The 23585-nt window shown below is 70.6% G+C and carries 18 protein-coding genes and 2 pseudogenes; 10 read left to right on the forward strand and 10 right to left on the reverse strand.

Features of this window, described 5'->3' with window-relative positions:
- Positions 1 to 5: 5 nt before the first annotated feature.
- From ACGFZK_RS02735 to ACGFZK_RS02755, 5 genes are all read left to right on the forward strand, one after another.
- Positions 6 to 1151 (forward strand): RNA polymerase sigma factor, encoded by a 1146-nt coding sequence (locus ACGFZK_RS02735; protein WP_393847262.1) that lies wholly within the window; start codon positions 6 to 8, stop codon positions 1149 to 1151.
- A gap of 404 nt (positions 1152 to 1555) precedes the next feature.
- Positions 1556 to 1645, forward strand: coding sequence for a K(+)-transporting ATPase subunit F (gene kdpF, locus ACGFZK_RS02740; RefSeq protein WP_393847006.1), 90 nt, complete (start codon positions 1556 to 1558; stop codon positions 1643 to 1645).
- Positions 1646 to 1653: 8 nt separating this feature from the next.
- Positions 1654 to 3318, forward strand: coding sequence for a potassium-transporting ATPase subunit KdpA (gene kdpA / locus ACGFZK_RS02745; RefSeq protein WP_393847007.1), 1665 nt, complete (start codon positions 1654 to 1656; stop codon positions 3316 to 3318).
- A complete protein-coding gene (gene kdpB / locus ACGFZK_RS02750) occupies positions 3315 to 5414 on the forward strand; it encodes a potassium-transporting ATPase subunit KdpB (protein ID WP_393847008.1) in 2100 nt (699 codons plus the stop codon). Before kdpA ends, kdpB begins: the two co-directional genes overlap by 4 nt.
- A 6-nt stretch (positions 5415 to 5420) precedes the next feature.
- Positions 5421 to 6098 (forward strand): potassium-transporting ATPase subunit C, encoded by a 678-nt coding sequence (locus tag ACGFZK_RS02755; protein WP_393847009.1) that lies wholly within the window; start codon positions 5421 to 5423, stop codon positions 6096 to 6098.
- Between the two features lie 37 nt (positions 6099 to 6135).
- Here the strand turns inward: ACGFZK_RS02755 and ACGFZK_RS02760 are convergent.
- The 4 genes and pseudogenes from ACGFZK_RS02760 to ACGFZK_RS02775 all read right to left on the reverse strand — a co-directional run.
- Positions 6136 to 6810: pseudogene (locus tag ACGFZK_RS02760) on the reverse strand (histidine phosphatase family protein); the annotation flags it as partial.
- 73 nt (positions 6811 to 6883) lie between these two features.
- Complete coding sequence (locus tag ACGFZK_RS02765; RefSeq protein ID WP_393847010.1) at positions 6884 to 8686, reverse strand: carbamoyltransferase; 1803 nt, start codon at positions 8684 to 8686, stop codon at positions 6884 to 6886.
- 130 nt (positions 8687 to 8816) lie between these two features.
- The gene (locus tag ACGFZK_RS02770; protein ID WP_393847011.1) at positions 8817 to 9932 is read right to left on the reverse strand and encodes an NAD(P)/FAD-dependent oxidoreductase; all 1116 of its coding nucleotides are present in this window, start codon (positions 9930 to 9932) and stop codon (positions 8817 to 8819) included.
- Positions 9929 to 10918 carry a hypothetical protein gene (locus tag ACGFZK_RS02775; RefSeq protein ID WP_393847012.1) on the reverse strand — a complete coding sequence of 330 codons (990 nt, stop codon included), beginning with the start codon at positions 10916 to 10918 and terminating at the stop codon, positions 9929 to 9931. The genes ACGFZK_RS02770 and ACGFZK_RS02775 overlap by 4 nt, the downstream gene beginning before the upstream one ends.
- Before the next feature lie 708 nt (positions 10919 to 11626).
- Here ACGFZK_RS02775 and ACGFZK_RS02780 point away from each other — a divergent pair.
- The 3 genes from ACGFZK_RS02780 to ACGFZK_RS02790 all read left to right on the forward strand — a co-directional run bounded on the left by ACGFZK_RS02780 (position 11627) and on the right by ACGFZK_RS02790 (position 14634).
- Positions 11627 to 13249, forward strand: a complete 1623-nt coding sequence (locus ACGFZK_RS02780) for an MFS transporter (protein WP_393847013.1) — start codon at positions 11627 to 11629, stop codon at positions 13247 to 13249.
- 241 nt (positions 13250 to 13490) lie between these two features.
- Positions 13491 to 14135 (forward strand): GAP family protein, encoded by a 645-nt coding sequence (locus ACGFZK_RS02785; protein WP_393847014.1) that lies wholly within the window; start codon positions 13491 to 13493, stop codon positions 14133 to 14135.
- 52 nt (positions 14136 to 14187) lie between these two features.
- On the forward strand, positions 14188 to 14634 hold the full coding sequence (locus ACGFZK_RS02790) for a DUF2809 domain-containing protein (protein WP_393847263.1): 447 nt from the start codon (positions 14188 to 14190) through the stop codon (positions 14632 to 14634).
- Between the two features lie 92 nt (positions 14635 to 14726).
- On the opposite strand, the gene ACGFZK_RS02795 is transcribed toward ACGFZK_RS02790, so the two are convergent.
- From ACGFZK_RS02795 to ACGFZK_RS02805, 3 genes are all read right to left on the reverse strand, one after another.
- Positions 14727 to 15218 carry an SRPBCC family protein gene (locus tag ACGFZK_RS02795; protein WP_393847015.1) on the reverse strand — a complete coding sequence of 164 codons (492 nt, stop codon included), beginning with the start codon at positions 15216 to 15218 and terminating at the stop codon, positions 14727 to 14729.
- A 232-nt stretch (positions 15219 to 15450) separates the two neighbouring features.
- A complete protein-coding gene (locus ACGFZK_RS02800; RefSeq protein ID WP_393847016.1) occupies positions 15451 to 15954 on the reverse strand; it encodes a nucleoside deaminase in 504 nt (167 codons plus the stop codon).
- Positions 15955 to 16024: 70 nt separating this feature from the next.
- On the reverse strand, positions 16025 to 16258 hold the full coding sequence (locus tag ACGFZK_RS02805; protein ID WP_393847017.1) for a hypothetical protein: 234 nt from the start codon (positions 16256 to 16258) through the stop codon (positions 16025 to 16027).
- Between the two features lie 984 nt (positions 16259 to 17242).
- Here ACGFZK_RS02805 and ACGFZK_RS02810 point away from each other — a divergent pair.
- On the forward strand, positions 17243 to 18460 hold the full coding sequence (locus ACGFZK_RS02810) for a cytochrome P450 (RefSeq protein WP_393847018.1): 1218 nt from the start codon (positions 17243 to 17245) through the stop codon (positions 18458 to 18460).
- 73 nt (positions 18461 to 18533) lie between these two features.
- Here ACGFZK_RS02810 and ACGFZK_RS02815 read toward each other — a convergent pair whose 3' ends face one another.
- The 3 genes and pseudogenes from ACGFZK_RS02815 to ACGFZK_RS02825 all read right to left on the reverse strand — a co-directional run bounded on the left by ACGFZK_RS02815 (position 18534) and on the right by ACGFZK_RS02825 (position 21642).
- Positions 18534 to 18938 carry a hypothetical protein gene (locus tag ACGFZK_RS02815; RefSeq protein ID WP_393847019.1) on the reverse strand — a complete coding sequence of 135 codons (405 nt, stop codon included), beginning with the start codon at positions 18936 to 18938 and terminating at the stop codon, positions 18534 to 18536.
- An 80-nt stretch (positions 18939 to 19018) separates the two neighbouring features.
- Positions 19019 to 20442: pseudogene (locus ACGFZK_RS02820) on the reverse strand (amino acid permease).
- 219 nt (positions 20443 to 20661) lie between these two features.
- A complete protein-coding gene (locus ACGFZK_RS02825; RefSeq protein WP_393847020.1) occupies positions 20662 to 21642 on the reverse strand; it encodes a hypothetical protein in 981 nt (326 codons plus the stop codon).
- Positions 21643 to 22131: 489 nt separating this feature from the next.
- Between ACGFZK_RS02825 and ACGFZK_RS02830 the strand changes: the two genes are divergently transcribed.
- Positions 22132 to 23571: an FGGY family carbohydrate kinase gene (locus tag ACGFZK_RS02830; protein ID WP_393847021.1), complete on the forward strand. Its 1440-nt coding sequence runs from the start codon at positions 22132 to 22134 to the stop codon at positions 23569 to 23571.
- The last annotated feature ends 14 nt before the right edge of the window (positions 23572 to 23585 follow it).

Here is a 23585-nt window from a genome sequence, read left to right on the forward strand (position 1 = left end):
CGCCGATGGACGAGGTCCTGCTCCGGAGCCTCACACCGAGCGTGCTCGGGATCCTCGTCCGCCGCGGGGCAGACTTCGCGGCGGCCGAGGACGCCGTCCAGGAGGCTCTGATCGAGGCGGTCCGCACCTGGCCGGCCGACCCCCCGCGGGATGCGAAGGGCTGGCTGGTCACCGTGGCCTGGCGCCGGTTCCTCGACGCGACCCGCTCGGATGCCGCCCGCCGCCGGCGTGAGGACCTCGTCGAGGAGGAACCGCCGCCCGGGCCCGCGCCCGCGGCGGACGACACGCTCCAGCTGTACTTCCTGTGCTCCCACCCGTCGCTGACCCCGTCGTCCGCGGTCGCGCTCACGCTGCGCGCCGTGGGCGGGCTCACCACCCGCCAGATCGCCCAGGCGTACCTGGTGCCCGAGGCGACCATGGCACAGCGCATCAGCCGGGCGAAGCGCACCGTCTCCGGCGTGCGGCTCGACCAGCCGGGCGATGTCGCCACCGTGCTGCGGGTGCTCTACCTGGTCTTCAACGAGGGCTACTCGGGCGACGTCGACCTCGCCGCCGAGGCCATCCGGCTCACCCGGCAGCTGGCGGCTGCGATCGACCACCCGGAGGTGGCGGGGCTGCTCGCCCTCATGCTGCTCCACCATGCCCGGCGCGCCGGCCGGACCGGGCCCGACGGCAGCCTGGTGCCGCTGGCCGAGCAGGACCGCGGCCGGTGGGACACGGCGGCGATCGCCGAGGGTATCGGGATCCTGCAGGCGGCGCTCTCCCGGGACCGGCTGGGCGAGTTCCAGGCGCAGGCCGCCATCGCGGCACTGCACGCCGACGCGCCCACCGCCGCGCAGACCGACTGGGTGCAGATCGTCGAGTGGTACGACGAGCTCGCGCGCCTGACCGACAGCCCGGTCGTCCGGCTCAACCGCGCGGTGGCCGTCGGCGAGGCCGACGGGCCGCGCGCCGGGCTGGCGGAGCTCGCGAAGCTGGACGACTCGCTGCCCCGCCACGCCGCGGTGGCCGCGTACCTCCACGAGCGCGACGGCGACGTGGAGACGGCGGCACGGCTGTACGCCGAGGCGGCCCGGCGGGCCCCGAACCTCGCCGAACGCGACCACCTGACGCGCCGGGCCGCGCGCCTCAACGCCCGCCGGCCGAGCTGACCGGCCGCGCTCCTCAGAGCCGGCTCCACCATGCCGGAGTACGACGGGCGCCTGTGGCGCCCGGCCGGGAGCCGGGCGGCGCCGAGGCCGCCTGCCGGCCGGAGCGGTGAGAGCGAGCTCCGCGCCGTCGGCGGCGGGCACGGCTACGGCCGAGCCCCGCAGCCCGCGGCCCGCGACCCGCGTGCGCGTCAGGGCGGCATCAAGAGATCCGCTGCCCCCGTATGGAGCCCGTCAAAGCGGCTTAACGCCCCGCCGCGCGCGCGATTTGCTCGTCTTCGGCCATACGGCCGATTCCCATCTCATCACTTCACCCAGGAGCTCACGATGGCCGATCTGGCCTTCGTCGTCACCACGGTCGCGGTCTTCGCGCTGGTGGCTCTCATCGCCCGAGGGGTGGCCACGCTGTGAACGCCGAAAACATCGTCGGTCTCGCGGTGGCCGTTTCCCTGCTCGGATACCTCGTCCTCGCCCTCCTTTACCCGGAGAGGTTCTGAGCACTGACATGAGCCCCGTCATCGCTGGTGTGCTCCAGCTCCTCGCACTGATCGCCGCCCTCGCGCTGGCCTATCGCCCGCTGGGCGACCACATGGCGCGCGTCTACTCCTCCGAGAAGCACTACCGGCCGGAGAAGTGGATCTACCGGGCCATCGGCGCCAACCCGTCGGCCGAGATGCGCTGGCCCGCCTACCTGCGCGGCGTCCTCGCCCTCTCGGCGGTGAGCGTCCTCTTCCTCTACGGCCTCCAGCGCCTGCAGGGCAGCCTGCCGGGTTCGCTCGGCTTCGCCTCGATCGACCCGGACCAGGCCTTCAACACCGCCGCCTCCTTCGTCGCCAACACCAACTGGCAGTCGTACTACGGCGAGCAGGCCATGGGCCACGTCGTGCAGACGGGCGGCCTGGCGGTCCAGAACTTCGTCTCCGCCGCCGTCGGCATGGCCGTCGCCGTGGCCCTCGTACGGGGCTTCGCGCGCTCCGGCACCGGTGAACTCGGCAACTTCTGGGCGGACCTGGTGCGCGGCACCGTCCGCATCCTGCTGCCCCTCTCCGTCATCGGCGCCCTGATCCTCGTCGCGTGCGGTGCGATCCAGAACCTCGCCGGTATCCACGAGGTCGGTCAGTTCATGGGCGGCAGCCGGCAGTGGAACGGCGGCGCCGTCGCCTCCCAGGAGGTCATCAAGGAGCTCGGCACGAACGGCGGCGGCTACTTCAACGCCAACTCGGCCCACCCCTTCGAGAACCCGACCCCGTTCACGAACCTGTTCGAGATCTTCCTGATCCTGCTCATCCCGTTCGCCCTCACCCGCACGTTCGGCCGCATGGTCGGCAACCTGCGCCAGGGCTACGCGATCCTCGCCACGATGGCCACCGTCTGGATCGCCTTCACCGCACTGATGATGTGGACCGAGTTCGCACACCACGGCCCGGCGCTCCAAGCCGCGGGCGGGGCGATGGAGGGCAAGGAGACCCGCTTCGGCATCGCCGGGTCCTCGATCTTCGCCGTCGCGACCACGCTGACCTCGACCGGCGCGGTCAACTCCTTCCACTCCTCCTACACCGGCTTCGGCGGCGGACTCACCATGCTGGGCATGCAGCTCGGCGAGATCGCACCCGGCGGTGTCGGCTCCGGCCTCTACGGCATGCTCATCATGGCGGTCATCGCGGTGTTCCTCGCCGGCCTCATGGTCGGCCGCACCCCCGAGTACCTGGGCAGGAAGATCGGCACCCGGCAGATCAAGCCGGCCGCCTGCTACATCCTGGTGACCCCGGCGCTGGTGCTCTGCTTCACCGCCGTGGCGATGGCGCTGCCCACGCCGGGCGACTCGATGGCCAACCCGGGGGCGCACGGCTTCTCCGAGATCCTCTACGCCTACACCTCGGGCGCCAACAACAACGGCTCCGCCTTCGCGGGGCTGAACGCCGACACCCCGTGGTTCAACAGCACCATCGGCATCGCCATGCTGCTCGGCCGCTTCCTGCCGATCGTGTTCGTGCTGGCGCTGGCCGGCTCACTCGCCGAGCAGCAGCCGGTACCCGCGACCGCGGGCACCCTGCGCACGGACAAGCCGCTCTACACCGGGCTGCTCGTCGGCACGATCCTCATCGTCACCGGTCTCACCTACTTCCCCGCCCTCGCGCTGGGTCCGCTCGCCGAAGGGCTCGCCTCATGAGCACCATCACCCCGACCCGTCACGCCCCGCACGAGGACCTGCCGACCGGTCACCAGTCGGCCGGGCGCGTCGGCGGGGGTCTGTTCGACCCCAAGGCGCTCCTCACGTCCTTCCCGGACGCCGTGAAGAAGCTCGACCCGCGCATCATGGTCAAGTCCCCGGTCATGTTCGTCGTCCTCGTCGGTTCCGTCGTCACCTCGGTGCTCGCCCTGCGGAACCCGGCGGACTGGTTCGGCTGGGCGATCACGGCCTGGCTGTGGCTGACCACGATCTTCGCCAACCTCGCCGAGGCCGTGGCCGAGGGCCGCGGCAAGGCGCAGGCCGACACCCTGCGCAAGGCCAAGACCGACACCGTCGCCCGTCGGCTGAACGGATCGGCGCAGGAGCTGGTGCCCGGGACCGCGCTGCGTGTCGGTGACCTCGTCGTCTGCCAGGCCCGGGACGTCATCCCCGGTGACGGTGACGTCGTCGAGGGCGTCGCCTCGGTCGACGAATCGGCCATCACCGGTGAGTCCGCGCCCGTCATCCGGGAGTCCGGCGGCGACCGCAGCGCCGTCACCGGCGGTACGAAGGTCCTCTCCGACCGGATCGTCGTCAAGATCACGACGAAGCCCGGCGAGACGTTCATCGACCGCATGATCGCGCTCGTGGAGGGCGCGGCCCGGCAGAAGACGCCCAACGAGATCGCCCTCAACATCCTGCTGGCGTCCCTCACGATCGTCTTCCTGCTGGCAGTGGTCACGCTCCAGCCGTTCGCGATCTACGCCGGCGCCGAGCAGTCGATGATCGTGCTCACCGCACTGCTCGTCTGCCTGATCCCGACCACCATCGGCGCCCTGCTCTCCGCCATCGGGATCGCCGGCATGGACCGGCTCGTGCAGCGCAACGTCCTGGCCGTGTCCGGGCGCGCGGTGGAGGCGGCGGGCGACGTGTCGACCCTGCTGCTCGACAAGACCGGCACCATCACCCTCGGCAACCGGCAGGCCGCCGAGTTCGTCCCGGTGAACGGCACGACGGAGGCCGAACTCGCCGACGCCGCGCAGCTGTCGTCGCTGGCCGACGAGACCCCCGAGGGCCGCTCGATCGTGGTCCTGGCGAAGGAGGAGTACGGGCTGCGCGAGCGCCACCAGGGCGAACTCGTGGGGGCCAGCTGGATCGCCTTCACGGCGCAGACCCGTATGTCGGGCGTCGACGTCGACGGCAGGAAGACCCGTAAGGGGGCTGCCGGTTCGGTCATCGCGTGGGTGACGGAGCGGGGCGGACGGGTCGCCGCCGACGCCGACCTCCTGGCGGGCCGCATCTCCGAAGCGGGCGGCACCCCGCTCCTGGTGGCCGTGGAGGACGCGCGGGGCGCCCGGATCCTGGGGGTCATCCACCTCAAGGACGTCGTCAAGGACGGCATGCGCGAGCGGTTCGACGAGCTGCGCCGCATGGGCATCAGGACAATCATGATCACGGGCGACAACCCGCTCACCGCCCGGGCGATCGCGCAGGAGGCGGGCGTCGACGACTTCCTCGCCGAGGCCACTCCCGAGGACAAGATGGCCCTCATCAAGCGCGAGCAGGCGGGCGGCAAGCTCGTCGCGATGACGGGCGACGGCACGAACGACGCCCCGGCCCTGGCGCAGGCGGACGTGGGCGTGGCGATGAACACCGGTACCTCGGCCGCCAAGGAGGCCGGGAACATGGTGGACCTGGACTCCAACCCCACCAAACTCATCGAGATCGTGGAGATCGGCAAGCAGCTCCTCATCACCCGGGGCGCCCTGACGACCTTCTCCATCGCCAACGACGTCGCGAAGTACTTCGCGATCGTCCCGGCCATGTTCGCGGTGGTCTACCCGGGCCTCGACAAGCTCAACATCATGGGCCTGGCCTCCCCCGAGTCGGCCGTCCTCTCCGCCGTCATCTTCAACGCGCTGGTCATCGTCGCCCTCGTGCCGCTCGCCCTGAAGGGCGTCCGGTACAGGCCGACCAGCGCCGACAGGATGCTCCGCCGCAACATCGGGATCTACGGACTCGGCGGCCTCGTCGCGCCGTTCGTCGGCATCAAGCTCATCGACCTGCTCATCACCCTCATCCCCGGAATCGGCTGACCTGCGATGAACACTTCCGTCGGCAACACCGCCCGCGTCCTCGGCGCCGGCCTGCGTGCCCTCCTCGTCCTCACGGCGCTGTGCGGGGTCCTCTACCCGCTCGCCGTCACCGGCATCGCCCAGGTCGCCTTCAGCGACCGGGCGAACGGCTCCGAGATCCAGGATGGCGGCGGCCGGTTCGTCGGCTCCTCCCTCATCGGCCAGACCTACGACCTGCCGAAGCAGAACTCCACCGACCCCGGGGAAGCGCCCCGGCCGGACCTCAGGTGGTTCCAGCCCCGCCCCTCCAACGGCCTCGGGTCCAACGGCGTCAACACCCGGTACGCGCTGATCCTCTCCGGCGCCACCAACAAGGCCGCCGACAACCCGGACCTGGTCAGGCTGGTCGAGGACGCCAAGGCCGCGGTCGTCGCCGACAACACCACGGCCTCGTACACGGTGCAGCCGCAGGAGGTCCCGGCCGACGCCGTCACCTCCTCCGCCTCCGGCCTCGACCCGGACGTCTCACCGGCCTACGCCCGGCTCCAGGTCCACCGGGTCGCCGAGCGCAACGGCCTCGACGTCGAGCGGGTCGAGAAGCTGGTGGAGCAGAACACCGAGGGCCGTACGCTCGGCTTCATGGGCGAGCCCCGCGTCAACCTCCTCCGGCTGAACATCGCCCTGAAGGCACTGACCACGAGCTGACGCTGCGCACGACGCGGCCGGGAGCCGGCGGCCGGACTCACCGCAGGTGTGAGGTGTCGTTGAGGGATCGCACCGACGCGTTCCCGTCCGCGGAGTACGCGACCTCCGAGACGGAGGCCGCCGCCGTCTCCATCCGGAACAGGGACTCCGGCGGGGCTCCGAGGGCCAGGCGGATCAGCTGTCTGACCGGCGTCACGTGGGAGACGACCAGCACGGTCCTGCCCGTGTACCGCTCCAGGAGCCCGTCCCGCGACCGTGCCACCCGTAGCGCCACGTCCTCGAAGGGCTCACCGCCCGGCGGGGCAGCCGTCGGCGATCGGAGCCACGCCGCCAGCTCGTCCGGATGGCGCTCCTGCACCTCGGCGAACCGCAGGCCCTCCCAGGCCCCGAAGTCCGCCTCCCGCAGCTCCTCGTCGATCCGTATCCCGAGCCCCAGCCGTTCGGCCGCCGCCGAGGCCGTCTCCCGGCAGCGGCGCAGCGGGGAGGACACGATCGCCTCCACCGTCCCGCGCGCGGCGAGCGCCTGCGCGGTGGCCCCGGCCTGCCGGCGCCCGGTCGGCGACAGCGACGGGTCGGTACCGCCACTGCCCGAGAAGCGCTTCTCGGGCGTGAGGGCCGTCTCACCGTGCCGCATCAGCAGGAGCGTGGTGGGCGTGTCCTGGTCGCGAGGGGCGGTACGGCGGGCGGGCGTGGCGTTCAAGCTGCTTGCTCCTGGGTGGGGTCGGCATGGACAAGACCCGTCGCCGGGACGTCCCCGTAGGACGTCCCGGCGACGGGTACGGAGGTCATGCGGCCGGGTCGGCTACCTTCGTGACGAGGTGGTTGCCGAGCATGAGGTAGTCGATCTCCGTGCCGAGGAAGCAGTTCAGCGCGTCGGCCGGGGTGCACACGATCGGCTCGCCCGCCACGTTGAACGAGGTGTTGAGCAGACAGGGAACGTCCGTCAGCGCGGTGAACCGCCGCAACAGGGCCGCCAGTCGCGGAGTGTCCCGATCGGTGATCGTCTGCACCCGGGAGGTTCCGTCCACATGGGTCGCACCCGGGATCACCTCGTGGTACTCGGGTCGCACGGGGAACACGAACGTCATGTACGGCGAACGGGCCTTGCGGCCCATCTCGAAGATCTTCGGGGCGTCGGACTCCAGCACGATCGGGGCGAACGGGCGGAACGGTTCGCGGTGCTTGACCCGGGTGTTGATGACGTCCTTGATGTCCGGGAACTTCGGGTTCGCAAGGATGCTGCGGTGCCCCAGGGCCCGGGGCCCGTGCTCGATCCGGCCCTCGTACCAGCCGATGACGACCTTCTCGGTGAGCAGCTTCGCCACCTGGTCGACGACCTCGTCGTCATCCAGCCGGGTCCATTCCACCCGCCCGCCGAACTCCCCCAGGGCCTGCTCGATCGCCGCGTCGTCGTATTCCGGTCCGAGGTACGGAGTGACCGGCGCAGGCGACTTCTCCTTGCCGGCGCTGTCCGGGTGACCGACCCAGGCGTGGACGGCGGCGCCGATGACGATGCCCGTATCGCTGGCACCGAAACTCACGTGCATGTCCTCGAACCGCGAACCCTCGAACAGCGGGGTGTTGTTGAGACAGTTCAGCGCCACGCCACCTTCGAAGAGCAGGTGCTTCAGGTCGGTCTTGGACTCCAGCGCGCGGAGCTGGTGGCTCGTGACGACGGTGAGCATCTCCTGCGCCGCGGCGGCCACCGTGGCCTTGTACTCGAGGGTGTCCTGCACAGGACCGAAATGCTCCTCGAAAAGGGCCTCGAAGCTGCTCGGGTCGCCGGTGTCCAGGGGCCTGCAGAAGCTGTACTGCCCGTCCTCGTGCAGTTCGACGATGTGCTCGAGGAACGGGTTCGGCGCCGGCGGCTCGGCGAAGCCGGACAGGCCCATGACCTTGTATTCGTCATTGTTGGGCACGAAGCCCAGGAATCGCGTGATCGCGGAGAACAGGAGCCCGATGGAATAGTGCGCGCCGACGGCCGACTCGTCGAAGACGCGGATCCGGCCGTCGCGGATCTCACCGGTCAGCGACGAGAACACCTCGGCCCGGCCGTCACTGACGAGGAACGCGGAGTCCTTCATGCCGGCCATGTAGTAGCCGGTCATCGCATGGGCGAGGTGGTGCGGTACGAACACCACCTTGTCCGGATCCGGTGTGAATCCGGTCCGCTCGGCGAAGTCGGCGAGGATCGCCTCGTGACTGACGACCTCGGTGAACAACGTGCCGATGTTGCTGATGAGTTCGAGCTTCGCCGACGGCTCCATCGGCGCGGACGTGATGTCCGTCAGCATCTCGCCGAAGACCTCGGAGGAGAAGTTCCAGGGGATGGCGATGAGGTCGATGTCGGAGAACTGCAGTCCCGCTTGGTCGAGGCACCACTTGACCGAGTTGACCGGGAAGTCGGTGGTCTTCTTCTCGCGGTTGAGCCGTTCCTCCTCCACCGCGGCGACGAGCTTGCCGTCCACCAGCAGCGCGGCGCCCGCGTCATGGCCGAGGAGATAGTGCTTCTCGGTTCCGACCGCGCCGAAGTGCTCGGCGAAGACTTCCGAGACGCGCGTGAAACCATTACACCCTAGGACAATCATGGGAATTTCCTTCTCTGTTGTGCAGCGTCAGCAGCAGCGGCGTCGGCCTTGCGGCCCGCACGGCCGGTGATGCGACGGACAGGAGCGCATCACCGGCCGTGCGGGGCGGTTCGAGCGAAGGCGGACGTGACTAGGCGACCTGGAAGCGCTCGGCGGAGAGGCCGACCGGGTCGGTCCAGGGCTGCTTGCCGGCCAGGAGATCGCGGACGATCTCCCCGGCGGCGGGCGCCTGGCACAGTCCCTGGCCGGAGAATCCCGCCGCGTAGAAGAAGGGACGGGTGGGGTGGCGGCCGATGAGGGCGGTCCCGTCCGGGGTGGCCTCGAGCGCGCCGTTCCACCCGCGATGGATGCGGATGCCGTCGACGGCCGGGTAGGTGGTGCCGAGCTGCTGTGCCAGCCGTTCGAGCCAGCCCTGCCGGGACTCGTCCGGCCCCGGGCGGCCCATCCCGATCAGGATGCGGTCCTGCCAGGCCCGGATCCGCAGGCCGGTGGAGGCGTGCAGGGTCATCGGCAGCGTGGTGAGCTGTCCGGTGGGCGGATCGGTGAGGAGCAGCTCGATCGGGTCCGCGCTCACGGGGAGGTGGACGTCGGCCATGGCGGCCACCGCGCCCGACCAGGGACCGGCCGCGCAGACGATGGTTTCGGCGACGGTGCTGCCGGCGGGGGTGTGGACCCGTCCGTCGGGGTCGATGCCGGTGACGGGTGTCCCGGTGCGCACGACGGCGCCGGCGTCCTGGGCCGCGGCGGCGTAGCCGCGTACGATCGCGGCCGGGTCGCAGGCGTAGGCCTCGGGCGACCAGGCTGCCGCCAGGATGGACCGCTCGTTCAGCAGCGGGTTGAGCCGCGCCGCCTCGGCTGCGGTCACGAGCTCGACGTCGACCCCCGCGGCGCGCTGGGCGGCGTGCTCGCGCCGGAAGTCCTCCACCTGCCGCTCCTCGGTGAACAGCACCAGGAAGCCGACGCGCTGCAGGCCGAGGGGGGTTCCGGTCCGTTCGGCGAAGGAGTGGTACGCCTCCAGGCTGCGGACGGCGAGGCTGCCGGTCAGGGCGCTGCCGGGAAAGTACGTACGCAGCACGCCCGCGGTGGCCGCGGACGATCCCGATCCGAGCGTGCCGCGCTCCAGCAGGACGGTGCCGACGCCGGACTCGGCGAGATGACACGCGATCGAGGTGCCGATCACTCCCCCGCCGATGACGAGGACGTCCGTGCGTTCGGGCAGGGCGCCCGGTCCGCCCGGCGCGCTCATAGGGGCTGCCCCGCCGTGGTGGTGTTCTGCTGGCGGAGGTGGTCGCCGGTGCTCCAGGGGTAGAGGTGGAGGTTCCAGCCGCCGAGGCAGTTGATGTAGAGGGCCATTTGGCCGGCGACGGCGAGGAAGTCCTCGCGGTCGAGCTGGTCGAGACAGGCCAGGAAGCGCTGGGTGAAGGCCCAGAGCTTCTCCAGGCCGCAGTAGCCGAGGAATTCCGCCGGGATGCCGACGAGCAGGCGGGTCATCTGGTGGAGGGACTCGATCGGCATGTCGGCGACCGCGGCGCGGATCAGGCCGCCGTAGCTCGCGTAGCCCAGGGGGCGGGTCTCGCCGTTGACGAAGAGGAGGGTGGGCAGGACGGTGTCGAAGGTTCCCGCCCCGGAGGGGATCCAGCCCTCGTGCAGGTCGGCCAGTTCGGGCGGTGCCTCGAGCCAGATGCGTTCCGTCTCGGCGTGCACGTCCTGGATCAGACGGTCCGCGTCGGGGTGGGCGGCGTAGAGGCGGGGGATGTGGTGGCCGCCCGGCGAGCCCGCCCTGCGGACCTCGACCAGAAGGGGCTTCTTCGTCGAATAGACCGCGTCCCATATCGCCTGCCCGGCCTCGAGCAGGGCGGGCAGGTCCTCCTCGCGGATGCGGCCGACGGGGGATGCGGGCATCGGCTCGGTCAACGTGCCGTACTTGATGCCGAGATGCTGCAATGCGGAACAGAACACCGTCCCGTCGGGTGCCTCACGCCGGTCCGGGATCCGGGTCGACGCGTGCAGGTGCAACAGGGAGGGGATCGGCGCCGCGTGGTAAAGATGGGCCCCCGCGACCAGCGCGTGCCCCTGGAGGCTCTGATAGGGGAGGGATTCCCAGAGCGCATCGGCCAGCACCGGGTTGCGGTCATCGAGCTCGGCGGTAACGGTGATGCCCAGATCGGGCCAGGCAATCTCGATGAGCCGACCGGACAACGTCTGAATCGATCCGGATAACGTCTCGGTCAAGGCTCTCTCCTTCATTCGGTACGAGGTCAGGGGGATCGATGCCCCCGGCTGGGATTCCGGCATCACGCGAACACCCGTCGAACGGGGTGGCGGTGCGGACACAGCGAGCACAGTCCCCTGCTTCGTTTGCAACTTGTGTGAAGGAGTACACAGGCAACCGGGTGGAGTCAGGCAGGGACGGAAGACATGAAAAGGCCCGCTGGCCGAAACCCACTCTTTGGTGATTTCTACAAGGGTCTTCCCTTGTTCACGATGTGACGCCTGGTCGATGAACCGGCTGACTCCCTCCTGGCCGAACCCTGCTGGTGGGAGCGGAAGTTGACTCCGCAATTGCCGCCGGACCAGGTCAAGTGGAACGCCGGTGCGGTCCGCCTCCGACAGCTGCCGAGTGTCGGAAAATCGCCCGCCGACACTGGGAAATCGGACGATCGACCGTCCCTGTCACACCATGTTCCGGAACGCGATCGACAGGAGTTCTCGACAGTTCCGATAGCACATACGACGGGAGCGCCGGGCTCCCGGGACGTGTCCCGTCACGGGGTGCCGCCCCCCGTACCGATCCCGGATCCGCGGTCCGGAAACCGCGGCGGGCACCGGCGGGGGCGGACCACGTCGGTGACAGTCGGCGTGTCATTCCCATGGGGCGATGTGCGGCACGGCGGATCAGGCAAGACTCTCGCGAAGCCCGTCTTCGTCCCGGAGGTTTGCATGTCGAAGAGTGGCGCGCCTCAGATCGGCGTTCCGCGTGAGGCCCCGGCGCGCGCGCCGCTCGTCCTGGCGTCCCTGATCACCGTTGCCGCCGTGGCCAACCTGAACCTGTCGGTGGCCAACGTGGCCCTGCCCGCGATCGGGAAGGCCTTCGACTCCTCACAGACCGCGCTGAACCTGGTCGCCGTCGGGTACTCCCTCGGCCTGGCCGCATCGGTGCTCTATCTGGGGGCGATCGGCGACCGCCACGGGCGCAAGCTGCTGCTGCTCCTCGGCATCGCTCTGTCCATCCCCGCCTGCCTGCTCGCCGCGTACGCGCCGAACGACACCGTCCTCGTGCTGGCCCGGATCCTCGGCGGGCTCTCGGCCGGCATGGCCTACCCGACCACCCTGGCGCTGATCACCGCCCTGTGGGCGGGGCCGGGGCGGACGAAGTCGATCGCGCTGTGGTCGGCCCTCGGCGGCGGCATCTCCATGCTCGGGCCGGTGGTCGCGGGCGCGCTGCTCGAATACTTCTACTGGGGTTCGGTCTTCCTGGTCACCCTGCCCCTCGCCGTGGTCGCGCTGGTCATGGCCCTGCGGTTCGTCCCCGCGCACGCCAACGAGTCCGCCGAACCGGTGGACAACCTCGGCGGCATCCTGTCCGTCCTCCTGGTCGCGGGACTGGTGCTGGCGATCAACTTCGCCGTCGTCCCCAACGAGGGGGCGCTGGCCGTCGGCCTCGCCGTGACCGCCCTCGCCGCCGGCGCGGCGTTCTTCTGGCGCCAGCGCCGGGCTCCCAACCCGCTGTACGACCTCCACGTCGCCGGCCGGCGCACGTTCTGGGTGGCCGCGTGCGCAGGAATCATCGTGTTCGGCTCCATGATGGGGTCGGCGTTCATCAGCCAGCAGTACCTGCAGAACGTGCTCGGGTACAACGCCGTCGAAGCCGGCGCCGCCATCCTCCCCCTCGTCGTGATGATGGTGCTCGTGGCACCACAGTCCGCGAAGCTGGTCGAGACACGCGGCGCCCGCACGACCCTGCTGATCGGTTACGCGTCCCTCTTCCTCGCCTTCGCCTGGATGCTGCTGTTCTGGGGCGAGGACAGCAGCTACTGGCAGATCGGCCTCGCCTACGTGTTCATCGGCATCGGCGCCGGCCTTGCCGGGACGCCCGCATCCCACTCGCTGACCGGATCGGTGCCCGTGCGACGGGCCGGCATGGCCTCGGGCACCGCGGACCTGCAACGGGACCTCGGCGGGGCCATCATGCAGTCCGTCATGGGCGTGCTCCTCACCGCCGGCTACGCCTCGGCCTTCAGCGCAGCGATCGCCGCGTCCCCCGAGAGCAAGGACGTGTCCGACCAGGTCCAGAGCGAGCTGACGAAGTCGTTCGCCTCCGCCCTGCAGGTCGGCCGGCAGCACCCCCAGTACGCCGACCAGATCGCCGCGGCAGCACGCCAGTCGTTCCTCCACGGCGACGACTGGGCATACACCGTCGGCCTGGCCGCGATCGCCCTGGGTGCGCTGCTGGTCTTCCTCAGGTTCCCGCACCGGGACGCCGAGCGGGAACTCCTGCGGCGCTACGCCACCGAGGACTCCGCCCCCGCCGCAACCGAGAGGTCGAGCGGACCAGGACACTGAGATGACGGTCGGTCAGGCAGTCGCCGACCGTGCCGTGCGCGAACCTGCCGCGCGGCCGCCGACAGCAGTTCCGAAGACCGGATCGACGCGACAGACGATGCGGGCGTGGCCTGCTTGACCGGCAGGGCCGCCGCCTGCAGAGTCGAGATGCTGCACCGCAGCAGCGCCGCCCGACCATGCCGACCGGTCCCGCCCGTCCACACGTGGCAGACGGTCCTGACACCCAGGAGCGGCTGATCCGATGGTCCTCGACCTGGTCGTGATCGGTACGGCCGTCACCTTGGGGCCCTTGCACAACAGCGCCTTCATCCTGCTGCTCTCCTCACGGCGCGGCGTCCGCAAGGGCCTGGCGTTCCTGTTGTCGTGGCTGGCCAACCTGACCGCGGTGATCGCCTGCGTGTTGCTGCTGACCGGCGGTCAGCCCCCGGCCCGTCACAGCGCGCCCTCGACGGCCGCGGTCGCCGCGAAACTCGCCATCGGCGTGGCACTGGTGCTGTACGGCGCACACCGGTACCGCCGACCGCCCCGCCCGCACGGTCCGCCCCGCTGGACCGCCCGGATCGACGACGCCTCCGCGGCCACGGCGGCCGGCCTGGCATGGCTGCTGCAGCCCTGGGCACTGGTCGGCGCCGGCGCCGCGATCGCCGTCGACGCGAACCTCTCCACCCTCGCCGGCTGGCTCGCCCTGACCGGCTACTGTCTGCTGGCCACGCTCAGCCTCATCGTCATGGAGATGTACGCGGTCTGGGCGCCCGCGGCCGCGGACGCCCGGCTGAACGCCCTGCGGAGCTGGCTGGAGCGGCACCAGGAGCAGCTGATCGTCACGCTCTCCCTGGTCGCCGGCCTGTGGCTGACGGCCCGGAGCATCTTCGAGCTGGTCGCCTGACACGTCTCTGCGCAAGCCCTTCTCCGGGCCGCTCGTGCAGTATGAGCCCGTGATGCTCGTACCCGGATCCCGTGACAGCGCCGCCGCCCCCGACCCCGTACGGACCCGGCTGGTGGCAGCCGGGGCCGCGGCGCTGACGGTGGGCGCGGGGCTGGGCCTACGGGCCGTGGCGGCGGGGAGCCTGGGGAAGTACGGCGGAGACGCGCTCTACACCGTCCTGCTGCTGGCCCTCGTCGTTCTGGCCGCGCCCCGGATGACGCCCCTGCGGGCGGCCGGGATCGCGCTGGCCGCCAGTTGGGGCATCGAGTTCCTCCAGCTCAGCGCCGTGCCGGCCGAGCTCTCCCGGCACAGCGCCGTGGCCCGCCTCGTCCTCGGTTCCACCTTCAACGCACCCGACCTGTTCTGGTACGTGGCCGGCGCGGCAGCGGGCTGGCTCGTCCACACCGCGCTGAGCCGCCGCCTCCGGGCGGCCCCCGGCCAGGTCGTCAGGAGTGCGTGACCGCCGCGGCACCGACGTCGTCGTCTGCCGGTTGCGCTTCGAGGTCACGACGGGGGCCACCCGGCTCGCGGAACCGGGTGGTTCGGCGCCGGCTACGGCGTGGGCGACCCTGGCCGGTTCTTCGGCGACGCGAAGTAGTCCCGTACGGAGCTGGTCTGGTTCTCCATCATGGTGATGACCGCCTGCACGACTTCGGGGTCGGCGTCGTCGGCGATGCCGAGCACCCGGGACCACTCGAAGAAGCTGCGGTCCGGGTCGTCGGTTATCGGCCTGACGCGGATGGTGGCGTCGTAGCTGTAGATGCCCATGGTCGGTGCGACGGCTCTGTAGGTGGAGGACCGCTCCACCTCGTTGCGGCCGGCGATCTCCTGCTGGACGAGGCCGTCGTTGAACACCAGGGTGAAGTCGTATCGCGCCGGGACGCGGTCGAGCGCGCCGCCTTCCGCCCAGCCCACGTCCTTCACCGCAGGGCCGGACACGATCTTCACCACCTTCATGGGGTCACGGACCTCGGCCCAGACGGCGTCCGGGGAGGCGTCGAGGATCGTCGAGTGGTGCATGGTGTGCTTGCGCTGGATCGCCACGAGAACTCCTGGTCAGAGAGGGAAAGCCCTTGATTCGTTGCAATGTGCGTAAGGACGTGCACGGCCGACCGGGTGGAGTCGGCCGAAGAGTGAGACCGGCCCTTCACGGACCTCTGCAAGAGCCGGTCCCGGCTCGCGGAGTGTTCACCCCTGTTCGTGGGTGTTCACCTTGTGTTGCGGCGCCGGAAAGTTCCGGCGGTCACAGTGGTGCGGTCGGTTCGGTTCACGCGTTTCAGTAGTCGATGCGGTCGGTCTTGGCGACCCATGCATCGAACGGCCGGGTGCGGTTCGGCAGGTCCAGCCGCTCGATCGCCAACGGCCACATCGACGCGGGCTGCTTCTCGAACAGGTCGTAGAACTTGCGGTCGTCGAACCCGGCGACCGCCGCATCGTCGCGGTCCGCGGCGAAGACGATCCGGTCGACCCGCGCCCACAGGGCGGAGGAAAGACACATCGGACACGGCTCGCACGAGGTGACCAGGACACAGCCCTCTAGCGAGAAGGTGTCCAGCTTCTTGCAGGCGGCACGCATCGCGCTCACCTCGGCGTGCGCCGTCGGATCCAGGGTCGAGGTGACCTGGTTGTTGCCGATCGCGACGATCTCGCCGTCCTTGGCCACCAGGGCGCCGAACGGCCCGCCACCGTTCGCCACGCTGTTCGTGGCCAGTCTGATCGCCTCGTCCAGCCAGGTGCGCTCGAGGTCCTGGATGGTCGCTTCTTGGGTGTGCGCGGTCACGGTAACTCCTTCTGGGACAGTGGGGGAATCCCCCGAATGCGCTGCCCGTACGGGACAGCACCAGGGGCAACTAGTGGGGATCGCGGATGGCGTTCACGCCCGCCGGCGTCGCGGAGATGGTGGGTGGTTCGCCGGCACCGCGTACACCGTACGGCGAGTTCTGCGCCCAGAGGTCCGAGGAATACGCGTACTCCCCGCTCGCCTCGAGCCTTCCGTGCGGCCGGAGCGGTCTTTCGCCGAATTCCCCGGCGATCCGCTCGTCGAGGTCCTGCGGGGTGCGTGCGGGAAAGGTCGGTTCGGCCATCAGGAGCCTCCTCTGTCTGAATACTCGGCCGGAGACCGGTCGAATCGCTTCGGGCCGCGAGGGTTCGGGCCGGGTGGGCCGCATGCTCCCGCTGGGCGGGCAATCGGGCGGCAGGCACTGCCGACGCGAATTGCTCTCGATCAGTCCGTTCGCGTGACGAGGGTTCTTATGAAGGCTGTCCTGTGAGGGTGATGACGCTGGTTCGATGTCGGCGGAGGTGGTCGCCGGTGCTCCAGGGGCAGGGGTGGAGATTCCGGGCGCCGAGGCAGTCGATCGGGGGACCGCCCGACGTACCTGCCACGCGGACGCCGGGGATCCGGCCTCCGGGGAAGGCGGATAACGTCCGGATCGCTCGGGACAACGTCTCGGTCAAGGCTCTCTCCTTCGTTCGGGCAGCGCGATCAGCTCTGACAAGCCGACATGACGCGAACGCCGTCGAACGGGGTCACTGTGCGGGCACAGCGAGCACGAACCCCTGCTTCGTTGCAACTTGTGTGAGGAGTACACAGCCAACCGGGTCAAGTCAGACAGGGACGGAAGACATGAAAACGTCGTCTGGCTGAAACCCACTCTTCGTAGACTTCTACAACAGCCGGTCCCGGCCCGGGCCGTGACCTCTGGTCAATACACCAGCCGGACCGGATCCGGGCCCCGAACCCCGCCCGTTGGGACGGGAGTTGCCGCTGGTGTTGCGGCGCCTGCGGATCTGTCTGCGTGCGCGGTGGACCTGCACGTGAGACCCCTTGCCCGTCCGCCCACCCGCTCGCCGGCGGCTTCATCCGCCTGCGGCCAACTGGGCGGCGAGGAGCGCGGACTGGCGAGGCCGAGCGTCGGTCACTACCGGTCACGCCCCGAGCACGCACGCGACCCCATCGATCCCAGAACCTGAGAAATGATTACGCCACGCTTGACTAAGCCCCAACCGCCGGTTCGAATCATCCAGCGCTTGGCAATCAATTCTCTTTCTGTGCAGGAGGGTTAGGCATGTCGGCACCATTAGATTTCACGCATCAGAACCAGGATGTCGCATTCATTGACGTCCTCGACCCCGCATTCCAGTTCACCACTCCGGAAGTAGCACGGGCGCAGGAAAAACACTGGTATGCGAAGACCCCGCTCGGCCTACTGGTTCTGCGTCATGCCGAGGCCAAGGACCTGGTACGAGATTCCGGCCTGATCCACAACGGCGTCCGCTTCATGGAGCAGAACGGCGTCTCAGAGGGCCCGATCTACGACTGGTTCGTCAATGGACTCGTCAGTCGTGACTTCGAGGACCACCGCAGACTGCGGGGTCTGGTGAACAAGGCCTTCGTTCCCCGCATGGTGGAGAACCTGCGCCCCCTGATGCGGGAGACGTCACAGCGGCTGGCCGAGAAGCTCGCCTCCGCCGACGAGATCGATTTCATCGAGGAATTCGCCGATCAGCTTCCGCTTGTCGTCATGACCGAGCTCCTCGGGATTCCGCCGGAGGACTTCGCCACGTTCCGCACCTGGACCTCCGACATCGGCCTGGTCTTCTCCCTGGCGCTCGGCGGGGACATTCCCGCGCGCGTCGAGGCTGCGGTGACCGGCCTCTACGGCTACGTCGACGACCTGATGGCCGCCAAGCGGGCCGAGCCCGGTGAGGACCTCATCTCCGCACTGGTGGGGCTCCAGGAGAAGGAGGGCACCGCGTCCCGTGACGAACTGCAGAACCTCATCGTCTCCATGATCTTCGCCGCCCATGACACCACGCGGCTCCAGCTCGCCAACGCCATGGTCACCTTCTCCGAGTACCCGGACCAGTGGAAGCTGCTCGGAGAGAACCCCGAGCTGGCAGACCGGGCGGTGGAAGAGGTCATGCGGTGGCGCCCGTCGACCAACGCCCTCTTCCGGTACGCCCCGGAGGACTTCGAGTTCCGCGGGGAGCTGATCCCCGCGGGCACCATGCTCCTGGTCGGCGTACAGGCCGTACAGCGCGATCCGCGGGCCTACCCCGGCGGCGACGTTTTCGACATCACCGCCACCCGGAGCACCCCGGTCCTGCAGTTCGGCGGGGGGCTGCACTACTGCCTCGGTGCCCCGCTCGCACGCATGGAGATCAGGGAGGCGCTGCCGGTGCTCGCGAGCCGGCTGGGCGCGCCGTCCGTCGCCGGCCCCGTCACCTGGCGCCCGGCGATCGGCATCACGGGACCCAACGAGCTGCCGCTGCGCTTCGGCTGACGTACGTGAACCGGCCCCTGGCGTCCCACGGCCGGTTTCGTTTTCCTGGTGGTGCGGGGGGCGAGGGCCGCGATCAGGGCATCTCGTCCGGGTCGCAGCTCGCGCGGCGCAGGCCGATCGTGCGCAGGGCGCGCATCAGCCCCTCCTCGTCACCCGCGCGGACGAGGTGGACGGCCCCGTCGGCGGTGAAGGAGCCGAGGTCGCCGGGGGCCGCTCCGGCCCTCGTGCGGAGCACCACACCGCTCGGCGGGTCCAGGGCCCGCACCCCCTGGAAGACGCCGAGTGCCTCCGGGTCGTCGCCGAAGCCGCCGGACAGGGTGAGCACCGTGATGTCGGGGAGCAGGATCCGGGCGTGCGCGAGGGCGACGTCGACCGTGTGTGCATGGGAAATGACCCGGAAGTGGGGGTTGCGCTGGATCCGCGATCGCAGCAGCTCCAGCTCCTCGCCCTCCGGAACGCCGACCACCAGGACCGTCATCACAGTGCCTCAACCTCCGTGGTGGCAGTGTGCCCGTCGAGCGTGGCGTCGGGGTGCGGCGCCACGCCGACCGGGCGGGGTCAGACGATGTCCTCGGCGATCTCCGCCTGCTCGCGGGCGTTGCCGTAGGCCGAAGGGGTGCCGTAGGAGCGGCGGGCGACGTACCACCAGACGCTGGCCAGGACCAGGACCACCGCCAGGGCGATCACCGCGTAGTTCATCGAGTCGATGGTGACCGGGGACTTCTGGGGCAGGCAGAAGAGGACGGTGACGATCGCCACCCAGACCACGGCGGTCCAGCCGATCGGCTTGCTCCAGCGGCCCAGGCTCCAGGGGCGGGCTCGAAGCGGTTGCCGGCGCGCAGGCGCAGGTAGATCGGGATGGCGTAGGCCGGCGTGATGCCGATGACGTTGATGGCGGTCACGGCCCCGTAGGCGGTGGCGGAGTACAGCGACGGGAGGGCCAGTACGCCCGCGACGGCGACGGCGAACCAGACGGCCGGGACCGGCGTCTGGGTCCGGCTGCTGACCTTGCGCCACAGGGCGGAGCCGGGGAGGGCGTTGTCACGGCTGAAGGCGAAGACCATCCGGCTCGCGGCGGCGACCTCGGCATTGCCGCAGAAGAGCTGCGCGACGATGACGACGAGGAGCAGGGCGGTGGCGCCGCCCGAGCCCAGTGCGTCGATGAAGATCTGGGCGGGCGGGACGCCGGTGGCGCTGCCCTGGACGGCCGCGTAGTCCTGGATGGCGAAGGTGAGGCCCGCGAGCAGGGCGAAGCCGGCGATCCAGGAGACCCAGATGGCCCGGACGATGCCCTTGGCGGCGGAGACGGAGGCGTTGGAGGTCTCCTCCGAGAGGTGCGCGGAGGCGTCGTAGCCGGAGAAGGTGTACTGGGCGAGCAGCAGGCCGACCGCCGCCACGTAGAACGGGTTGGCCCAGCCGGTGTCGTTGACGAACTCGGTGAAGACGAACGAGGCCGACTGGTGGTGGTCGGGGACGAAGGCCAGGGCGCCGACGATCACGGCGACACCGCCCAGGTGCCACCAGACGCTGATGGAGTTGAGCACGCTGACGAGGCGGACGCCGAAGAGGTTGAGCGCGGCGTGCAGCAGCAGGATGCACAGGAAGATCAGGAAGGTCGAGCCGGGGGTGGGCACGAACCCGAAGCGGAGGTTGAGGAAGGCGCCGGTGAACAGGGCGGCGCCGTAGTCGATTCCGGCGATGGCGCCGAGCAGGCCGAGCAGGTTCAGCCAGCCCGTGTACCAGCCCCAGCGGCGTCCGCCGAGCCGGTCGGCCATGTAGTAGAGCGCCCCGGAGGTGGGGTAGGCACTGGTCACCTCGGCCAGGGCGAGACCCACGCAGAGGACGAAGAGGCCTACGCCGACCCAGCCCCACAGCATCACGGCCGGGCCGCCGGAGCCCATGCCGAAGCCGTACAGGGTCATGCAGCCGGAGAGGACGGATATGACGGAGAAGCTGATGGCGAAGTTGCCGAAGCCGCCCATCCGGCGGGCGAGGACGGGCTGGTAGCCGAGTTCCCGCAGGCGTTGTTCCTCGTCCTGCTGGGGTGGGGCCTTGCGGTCCGGGCGGGCTGCCCATTCGGTTCGGGACACGGCGGTACCTCCGGGGGTGTGTGGAGCACGGGGACGGTGGGGCCTGCGAACGGTGGTGCCTGGGGGTGCGGATGGAGCGGGCGCCGGTGCCGCGGGGAACGGAGGCGGGGGTCAGTTCCGGCCGGCCAGGCTGCGTGACCTGGCTTGCAGGAACACCTCCTCGGCCAGGGCGCGGTCGGCCGGATCGCGGGTCCGGTGGGCCCACGGGAGGGTGGTCCAGTACGGGCCGATCCGGTCGAAGACCCGGGCCGCTTCGTCGAACTGGAGTGCTCCCCACAGGGCATGGGCGAGCTGGTTCAGGTCGAGCGGGGAGGCGCGCGGCAGGTCCGCGTGGTGGAACCAGGTGTCCAGGGCGCGCAGCGCGTCGCGGACGGCGTCCTCTGCCACCCAGTGCAGGTCGAGCGCCTTCTCCTGGCCGCGTTCGCGTCGGTAGCGTTCGACCCGTACGTAGAGCGGCAGGACGTGCAGGGCGGAGCCCGGAGGTGCGGAACCGGCCGCCCAGTGGACGAAGTTGGCGGCCTCGGAGAGCGGTCCGGGCGCGCCCGCGTACACGAACTGGAGCATGCGGTGGTAGGCCTCGCGGTTGTGCGGGTCGCGCTTGTCGGCCTCCGCGAGGATGCCCCAGGGGCCGGGGGGCAGCATCGGGCCGGGTGGTGCGATCCGGTGCTCGGCCATCTGGCGGTGCTCGTCGAGGAGGGCGAGGGCGAGCAGGCAGACCCAGGGCACGGGGTCGGCGGGACTGACCCCGGCGGCCTCCCGGCAGGTGTCCCAGGCTTCCTGCCACAGCTCGCCGGTGCGGGGGTGTCCTGCGCGGTGGGCGCGGACGGCCCGTTCGACGGTGACGCGCGTGTGCATCACGAGGGCGGCGACGCTGTGCGGTTCCTCGGCCCGCCAGGCCTGGACCACGTCGGATCCGGCGGCGATGGCGGCGAGGACCTGGGTGCGCTGGGTCCACAGCCCCCAGCCGTCGGTGCGCTCGAGTAAGCGCGCCATGGACACCCAGCGGCCGGTGCGCAGGTCCTGGGCGGCGGAGCGCAGCTCGTGGTCCTGGCCGGCCGGGTGGTAGACGGGCCGGAAATCGCTGCCCGCCATCACCTCGTCCCGGTCGACGGGCGGCTGCGGTCCGGGCGAGGGCGGTCCGGGCGACGGCGGTCCGGGCGAGGGCGGTCCGGGCGACGGCGGTCCGGGTGACGGCTGTCCGGGCTGTGGCGGCCCGGGCGGGCGCGTTCTGCGGTGGTCGTGATCATCAGTCCTCGGATCGCATGGAAGGTGGGTCCATCCGGCAGTCGGCTGCAGCCGTGCCGGTGCCAGGGATGCGTGAACCATGCGTGAACTGTTCGGCGAACCCCCGCCGTTGACCCACGGCCGATGTCGCTGCCCGTTGATCGGCGATCACTATAGAGCGATGACGAGCATATGCACCCGGGTTCTTGTTCGACCGCAAGTATCAAGCCAGAACAGAGTTGTGATTATGCGTCAGTGGTGTGCCGGGCCGCCGCGGGCGGATCTTGACGAGCGACCTTCGCTGGTGAAGGCTTTCGATCGACGTTCGATCACGGCGACACCAGGGACGGAGTGGTGATGACGGGCCCGGTGCTCGCTGTCGACCAAGGCACCTCGGGGACCAAGGCGCTGGTCGTCTGTCCGGTACGCGGGGTCATCGGCTCCGGATCCGCCCCCGTACGGCCCCGGTACCTGCCGGGCGGGAGGGTCGAGGTCTCCCCCGGCGAGCTGCTCGACTCGGTCGTCGCCGCCGGACGCGCCGCGCTGGCGGCGGCCGGTGAGCCCGTGGTGGCGGTGGGCCTCGCCAACCAGGGCGAGACCGTGCTCGCCTGGGACCCGGCGACCGGCGAGCCGCTGACCGACGCGATCGTCTGGCAGGACCGGCGCGCCGAACAGCTCTGCGGCGAACTGGCTGCGCACGCGCCGTCCTTGCGGGAGGCGACCGGTCTGCCGCTCGACCCGTACTTTGCCGCCCCCAAGATGGCCTGGATACGCCGCCACCTGACCCGGCACGGCGTCGTGACGACCAGCGACGTCTGGCTCGTGCACCGCCTCACCGGCGCCTTCGTCACCGACGCGGCGACCGCCGGCCGCACCCAGCTGCTCGACCTCGACACCACTCGCTGGTCGGACGCGGCGCTCGACGCCTTCGGCCTCACCGGTGAGCGACTGCCGGAGGTCGTCGACGCGGACACCCACGTCGGCACCACCACCGCGTTCGGGCCCGCACTGCCGCTGACGGGGCTGCTCGTCGACCAGCAGGCGGCCCTGCTCGCCCAGAGCGTCACCGAGCCCGGCACGGCCAAGTGCACCTACGGCACGGGCGCGTTCCTGCTCGCGCAGACCGGCCCGCGGCCCCTGCGGAGCACGTCCGGCCTGGTCGGCTGTGTGGCCTGGCGGCTCGCCGGCCGGACCAGCTACTGCCTGGACGGGCAGGTGTACACGGCCGCCTCCGCCGTGCGCTGGCTCACCGATCTCGGGGTGATCTCCGGCGCCGCGGACATCGACACCGTGGGCGGGAGCGTCCCGGACGCCGGCGGCGTCACCTTCGTCCCCGCGCTCGCCGGGCTCGCCGCTCCGTGGTGGCGGGGTGACCTGCGGGGCTCGGTCACCGGTCTGGGCCTCGACACCACCGCCGGGCATCTGGTGCGCGCCCTGTGCGACGGGGTCGCCGCCCAGGTGGCGGAGCTCGCGGACGCGGCCGCCGCCGACCTGGGCGCTCCGCTCTCCACCCTGCGCGTCGACGGCGGGCTGACCCGCTCCGCCCTGCTCATGCAGGCCCAGGCCGACCTCCTCGGGATCCCCGTCGAGGTGTCGGCGCTGCCGGACGTCACGGCCCTCGGCGTCGGGGCCGTCGCCCGGCTCGGACTCGACCCCTCGCTCACCGTCGCCGAGGCCGTCCCCGACTGGAAGCCGTCCGCCGTCTACGAGCCGCGGGCCGGCGCGGCGGAGGCGGCCGAGCGCCGCGCACGGTTCCGCACGGCGGTGACGGCCCTGCTCGGCGACGGACCGGCGTGAGCGGCACGACCGGC

This window comes from Streptomyces sp. NPDC048257 (assembly GCF_043201855.1).
Classification (GTDB): Bacteria; Actinomycetota; Actinomycetes; order Streptomycetales; family Streptomycetaceae; genus Streptomyces.